Origin of the sequence: Gordonia lacunae (genome assembly GCF_002149015.1) — a bacterium.
In the GTDB taxonomy this organism is placed as follows: Bacteria; Actinomycetota; Actinomycetes; order Mycobacteriales; family Mycobacteriaceae; genus Gordonia; species Gordonia lacunae.
The window spans coordinates 1-6,151 of the sequence record NZ_NGFO01000070.1 but is presented as its reverse complement, the minus strand read 5'-3'; the positions used below and the strand labels follow the sequence as shown (position 1 = coordinate 6,151).

General features: G+C 67.9%; 6 protein-coding genes. 2 read left to right on the top strand and 4 right to left on the bottom strand.

What is annotated here, in order from left to right; genetic code table 11:
* Positions 1–519 precede the first annotated feature (519 nt).
* Positions 520–774 (bottom strand): hypothetical protein, encoded by a 255-nt coding sequence (locus tag CA982_RS26050; RefSeq protein ID WP_086537947.1) that lies wholly within the window; start codon positions 772–774, stop codon positions 520–522.
* Positions 775–865: 91 nt separating this feature from the next.
* On the opposite strand from CA982_RS26050, the gene CA982_RS26045 reads away from it, so the two are divergent.
* A complete protein-coding gene (locus CA982_RS26045; protein WP_014924866.1) occupies positions 866–1,273 on the top strand; it encodes a YccF domain-containing protein in 408 nt (135 codons plus the stop codon).
* 344 nt (positions 1,274–1,617) lie between these two features.
* Positions 1,618–2,505, top strand: coding sequence for an anti-sigma factor (locus tag CA982_RS26040; RefSeq protein WP_086537946.1), 888 nt, complete (start codon positions 1,618–1,620; stop codon positions 2,503–2,505).
* Positions 2,506–2,819: 314 nt separating this feature from the next.
* Here CA982_RS26040 and CA982_RS26035 read toward each other — a convergent pair whose 3' ends face one another.
* The 3 genes from CA982_RS26035 to CA982_RS26025 form a co-directional block, all read right to left on the bottom strand.
* Positions 2,820–4,337 carry an ATP-dependent DNA ligase gene (locus CA982_RS26035; RefSeq protein WP_086537945.1) on the bottom strand — a complete coding sequence of 506 codons (1,518 nt, stop codon included), beginning with the start codon at positions 4,335–4,337 and terminating at the stop codon, positions 2,820–2,822.
* A gap of 73 nt (positions 4,338–4,410) precedes the next feature.
* Positions 4,411–5,778 carry an MFS transporter gene (locus CA982_RS26030; protein WP_086537944.1) on the bottom strand — a complete coding sequence of 456 codons (1,368 nt, stop codon included), beginning with the start codon at positions 5,776–5,778 and terminating at the stop codon, positions 4,411–4,413.
* An 83-nt stretch (positions 5,779–5,861) separates the two neighbouring features.
* A partial coding sequence (locus CA982_RS26025; protein WP_144066135.1) for an IS30 family transposase occupies positions 5,862–6,151 on the bottom strand: 290 nt, incomplete at its 5' end.

Here is a 6,151-nt window from a genome sequence, read left to right as displayed (position 1 = left end):
GTCGTTGCCCACAAAGATCATGACACTCGTTCACCTCGTCTTCGGTCGTCTCGACGATCTCGATGTGAACCTTCGGGAGATCACCCTGACGCGGCCTAATGGATCAGTGCTCACCCACACCTTCAGGGGGCACGACATCCCAGAAGCGTTCTAGCGGGTGATCCTCACCCGGCCGGGCCACGGTCTTCGTCTAGAAATCCAACACACCGTTTCAGGGTCCGGCAGTGGTCACCGACCGGGAAGGCTCACACGACCAGCATCCCCCAAAAGAGAGCCGATCCACCCCCATTAGGGTCCCGCAACCCGTCTCACCAGGACCCTTCGTGACGCAGCCTCCGCAAGCTCCGGCCGCTCCTCAGGGAGCGGGGGGACGCTGGCACGCTCCGGCCGCTCCTCAGGGATACCGGGGGGAGGCTCGCACGCTCCGACCGCTCCTCAGGGAGCAGGGGGACGCTCGTACCCCACGGCGCAGGGGCAGGACGTCGCTCGCGTTTCAGCGACCAAGCGGGTCAGCGGAACTCACGGAATCCACCCGTTGTGTCGGGGATAGCGTGCGCGGAGGTGACCGTAGACGTAGGTGCTGACGAGGAGCGCGACGCCGGCGCCGATCGACGGCCACAAGAACACGTTGTCGAGTGAATCGCGGATCGCCGCGACAGCCCAGCCGATCACGAACAGCACGAGCGCGATGGTCGCCACGATGCGGATGACTAGCACGACGGTGGCGAGCACCGCCCACAACGCCTCTCGCGCACGTCCCGGCCGTCCACCCACGACGTCATCGTAGTGTCGGGCCGGCCGGCAGGCAGTCCTCCCACGTCTCGCATTTGTGCCCGTCGGCCCGCACCGCATGGACAATGGAGGAATGAAGACCATCCTCAACGTCATCTGGCTCGTCCTGTGCGGACTGTGGATGGCGATCGGTTACGTCGTCGCGGGCATCATCTGCTGCATCCTGATCATCACGATCCCCTTCGGCATCGCGTCGTTCCGGATGGCGAGCTATGCACTCTGGCCCTTCGGACGGACCGTCGTCCGCAAGCCGACCGCGGGCGTGGCATCGACGATCGGCAACATCATCTGGATCATCGTGGCCGGCCTCTGGCTGGCGATCGGCCACATCACGACCGGCCTGGCGATGTGTCTGACCATCATCGGCATCCCCCTCGGCATCGCGAGTTTCAAGATGGTGCCGGTATCGCTGCTGCCGCTGGGTGCCGAGATCGTCCCGACCGATCAGCAGATGCCCGGTGGTACGCCGGTGCGGATGTGATCCACCGGACGTCGCGCTGACCTCCTCCGACCCATCCACCTGGCCGACGGATCCGAACAGGTGGCATGACACTCGGGTCCCACACTGACGTCGCGAGCGCGTGGCGCGGCACGGATGCGCCGCCGGTGGCGATGGCGTGCCTCTCGGTGCATGCCAACGGCGCCCGAGTCCACCGCGCGTCGTTCGGCCGACGGCCCGGATACCCCGAACGCCGGCAGCGCACGTCATACTTCTTGCCGCAGCCCCGTTGCCTCCGGGCCCACGCGGAGACGTGACCCCCGCCCGCCGGATGCGGCGTCCGGGGGGACAGCGACATATCGTTCGACGACGGCAGGAGGCACGTGATGGCTGATCATCTCGATTCCGACGCTGCCGAATTGTTGGAGATGGCACCGCTCGTCGCGCTCGACGCACTCTCCGACGACGAACTGCGTGATGTCCAGGCGCGGGTCGCGGCGGCGCCGCACGATCTCCGGACCCTGTTCGACAAGCAGGTCCGCGCGACCCGCGAGGCGCTGGCCGCGATGAGCAAGACGACCGCCACGCCACCCCCGCCGACGCTCCGCGACCGCATCCTCTCCGCCGCTCGAGCCGACGCGGGTCTCGACGCGTCGGACACCACCGCCGGGCCGGGCAACACGTCCGCATCCGGACCGGTTGTGCCGGACGCGCCGAATCCGCTTCCCCAGCAGGACCCGGCCTCAGCCGACATCGCCTCCGGACAACCGGGTTCCCCCGCCGTCGTCCCGCCGACCGGATCCGATGACCGGCGCCTGCCTCGCCGCTGGACGTATCTCGCCGCCGCGGCGGTGGCGGCCGTCGCCATCGGCGCCGCCGGGTGGGTCAGCGGACAGTCGAGCTCACCGGAGCCGGAGGTGCGCCCGCTCGCCTCGCCGGCCGAGCAGGTCTTCTCCGCCGACGATCTGCGGTCGACGGGCGGCCCGGTCGCGACCGGAAAGGTCACCGTCTATCTCGCCAAATCCGCGAACACCGGTGTGTTGGTCATGGATTCGGTCCCACCGCCCCAGCCGGGGACCGTCTACCAGATGTGGCTCATCGGGCCGGACGGTGCCCGCTCGGCCGGCACCATGACGGACAAGGATGTCGAACCGGTCACCACCGCCGTCCTGTCCGGGATCAACTCCGCCTCGACCCTCGCGTTCACCGTCGAACCACCCGGCGGTTCGGACCACCCCACCACCACCCCGGTGGCACAGCTGTCGCTGGTCTGACCGGCGCACGAAAGACCCCGCTCCCCGATCCGAAAGAACGTCAAAACCACTGGTTCTGAGGTGCGAGGAGCGTAAGCGACGAGCCTCGAAGGGTTCGGCGACGCATCTCGCCACGACCCTTCGTGACGGCCTCCGCAGGCTCCGGCCTCCTCAGGGAGCGGAGTCCTTTCGTGGTCCACGACGGCCGCCAGGCCGCAGATACCGAGGAGCGAGCGCCTCCCCCCGCTCCTCCCTGAGGTGCGAGGAGCGCTAGCGACGCCCCTCCGCCCCCTGAGGTGCGAGGAGCGCTAGCGACGAGCCTCGAAGGGCAGACCTCACTTCAACAGAGCGCGGATCGCCTCGATGCTGTCGGCCTGCTCGGGAGTCTTGTCCGGGCGATAGCGCACCACGCGCGCGAAGCGCAGCGCGACCCCGCCCGGGTACCTCGAACTCCGTTGCGCGCCATCGAGTTCGATCTCCACCACGATCTCCGGCCGGAGGTACACGGTGTATGAGTCCCGGTGTGTCTCGTGCTTCGGGAACTCCTCGGTCTGCCAGCGCAGCAGCTCGTCGGTCAGACCCTTGAAGGTCTTGCCGACCATCACGAGTTCGCCTGTCTCGGGGTCGCGGGCGCCGAGATGCAGATTCGACAGCCATCCCGAGCGCCGCCCCGAGCCCCATTCGGCGCCGAGCACCACCAGATCGAACGTGTGCGTCGGTTTGACCTTCTGCCACGCCTTTCCACGCCGGCCGGCGACATACAGGCCGTCGAGCGATTTGACCATCACACCCTCGTGGCCATCGGCCATCGCTGCGTCGAAGTGCTTGCGTGCCTCGTCGAGGCTCGGTCGCGTCACCGCGGGGATGCGCAACTGCGGGGCGATGGAGTCGATCGCTGCGAGCCGCTCGGACAGCGGGCGGTCGATGAGGTCGGTGCCGTCGAGATGCAGGCAGTCGAAGAAGAACGGCTTGAGCAGGCGTTCGGGTTCGCCTGCGGCGGTCGGACCGGAACCGAAGCGGCTCATGGTGTCCTGGAAGGACCGTGGTCGGCCGTCGTCGGAGAGCATCAGCGTTTCCCCGTCGAGGATGACCGAGTCGCACGGTAGCGCGGCGATCACCGCGACGAGGTCGGGCACGTTGGCCGTCACGTCACGCAACGTGCGGGTGAACACCGCGATCTCGGTCCCCTTGCGATGCACCTGGATCCGCGCTCCGTCGAGTTTGTAGTCGACGATGAGGTCGGGCCCGAGTAGGGCCAGGGCGGAGTCGAGATCTTCGGCAGGCGTCGCCAGCATCGGTTCGACGGCGCGCCCGATCTGGAGTCCGACCCCGGCGAGCGCGTCGGCGCCGAATCGGGCCAATGCCGCGGTCTCCGGGAGCGAACCGGTCAGCATGTTCGCCCGCCGCACCAGCGTCAGATCCTGGCCGGTGACCTTGGCGATGGCGTCGGTCATGACACCGGCCAGTGCCCCCTGCCGCAGCTCGCCGGTGAGCAAGGCGACGAGGAACTTCTGCTCGGCCTCGGTCGACGCCGCGAACAGGGACGCGATGATCTCGCCGCGGCGCTTCGTCGAACCGGGGCCCGACGCCGACGCGAGCTCACCGAGCGCGGCGTCGACGGCAGCGACCTCCAGACTCGGCGAATCGGCCGGTGACGGCATCAGTTTCGAGAGCGACCGCCACCCGACGCCGAGCCGGCCCTGCGGGATCTCACCCGACAACCAGGCGACGACGACCGGCAGTTCCGTGTCGGTCGCCGCGGACAGCGCGCCGGCGAGCACCGCCGTCTTGCGGGTCCGCGACCGGTCGCGCGCCACGTCCGCGGAGGTCTCGACGACGTCGATCAGCCTCATGTCGCCTCACCTGATGTCGGACGCGAATTCACCTGTCCGACGGTACGCCGAGCCCCCGACAGGCCGTCGGCTCTCAGACCTCGGTGAGGTCGACGGCCTTGGTCTCGCGGACGCTGAGCAGGGCGATCATCGTGGCGCAGGCGGCGACCGCGAGGTACACGCCCACCCAGCCGACGCCGTAGTCGGCGACGATCCACGTCGCGATGAACGGGGCCACGGCGGCGCCGAGGATCGACGCCACGTTGTAGGCCACACCCGATCCGGTGTAACGCACGTTGGTGGGGAACAGCTCCGGCAGGATCGCGCTCATCGGCCCGAAGGTCAGACCCATCAGAGTCATACCGAGGATCAGGAAGAACAGCATCATTCCGTCGGTCATCGATGCCGGGTCGAGCAACCACTGGAAGCACAGGCCGAAGACGATGATCGCCGCGGTGATCACGATGAGGAAGGCGCGGCGCCCGTACCGGTCGGCGAGACGCCCCGAGATCGGCACGCATGCGGCGAAGAAGAGGACCGCGACGAGCTGCAGCTGCAGGAAGTCGACGTAGCTGATGGAGAGCTTGACACCCGATTCGTCGGTCACCTTGCCGGTGCCGTAGGAGATCACCCAGGTGGTCACGATGTAGAACAGCGTGTACGTCGCGACCATGATGAACGTGCCGGCGATGAGCGGACGCCAGCTGGTCTTGACGACCTCGGCCAGCGGGGCCTTGACCTTCTTGCCGTCCGCGACGGCTTTCGCGAACACCGGTGTCTCGGTGAGCTTCAGCCGGACGTACAGCCCGACCGCCACCATGATGGCGCTGGCCAGGAACGGGATTCGCCACCCCCAGGTCATGAAGGGATGGTCGGGGTCGGCGGACGCGGCGTCGAAGTCGAGGCCGAGCATCAGCAGCAGGAAGGTGCCGTTGGCGAAGAAGAACCCGATCGGTGCGCCGAGCTGGGGCCACATGGCCGCCCACGCCCGCTTGCCCTTCTCGGCTGTCTCCGTCGCGAGAAGCGCTGCGCCCGACCACTCTCCGCCGAGCCCGAGGCCCTGGCAGAACCGCATCAGCGCGAGCAGCGCGGGCGCGAGGTAACCGACGGAGTCGTAGGTGGGCAGCAGCCCGATCACGAACGTCGCGATGCCCATGGTGAGCAGCGACCCGACCAAGGTGGCTTTTCGTCCAACGCGATCGCCGAAGTGGCCGAACAGGATCGAGCCGATGGGCCGCGCCACGAAGGCGAGACCGAAGGTCGCGAAGGACGACAGCAGCGCCGCGGTGTCGTCCCCCTTGGGGAAGAACAGCACCGGGAACACCAGGACCGCGGCCGTCGCATAGATATAGAAATCGAAGAACTCGATGCTGGTCCCGACCATCGACGCGATCACGATGCGGCTGCGGGGCACCGGCGCCTGATCGGGATGGTCGACGTTGCGGACCGCGGAATCGCTCATTCGCGCGACGTTACGCCTGCGGGCCCGGCCCTCGACCTCGACCCCTGAGAAGAGCCTGAGCGCCGGCCCGGTGGAGGGCGGATTCAACCGGTCGCTGCAACAGCGGGATCGGTTGGTCCTGATCGTAGTAGTTCGTCGAGTTTGTAGGCGGGGCTGCGCCAACCGTGTCGTTTGCGGGGCCGGCCATTGAGTTCGGCGGCCACGTTGGCCAGGATCCCCGGCCCGTGAAACGACAGGTCGGTTCCCTTGGGGAAGTACTGGCGCAGCAGGCCGTTGGTGTTCTCGTTGCTGCCTCGCTGCCAGGGGCTGTGCGGGTCGGCAAAGTAGATCGGCAGCCCGGTCGCCTCGGTGATCGCGGTGTGCAACGCCATCT

What these genes read in the sequence shown, in the direction of transcription:
- CA982_RS26045 (WP_014924866.1), top strand. Translation starts at nt 866, where the DNA reads ATGAAGACCATCCTCAACGTCATCTGGCTCGTCCTGTGCGGACTGTGG.
- CA982_RS26040 (WP_086537946.1), top strand. Translation starts at nt 1,618, where the DNA reads ATGGCTGATCATCTCGATTCCGACGCTGCCGAATTGTTGGAGATGGCA.
- CA982_RS26035 (WP_086537945.1), bottom strand. Translation starts at nt 4,337, where the DNA reads ATGAGGCTGATCGACGTCGTCGAGACCTCCGCGGACGTGGCGCGCGAC.
- CA982_RS26030 (WP_086537944.1), bottom strand. Translation starts at nt 5,778, where the DNA reads ATGAGCGATTCCGCGGTCCGCAACGTCGACCATCCCGATCAGGCGCCG.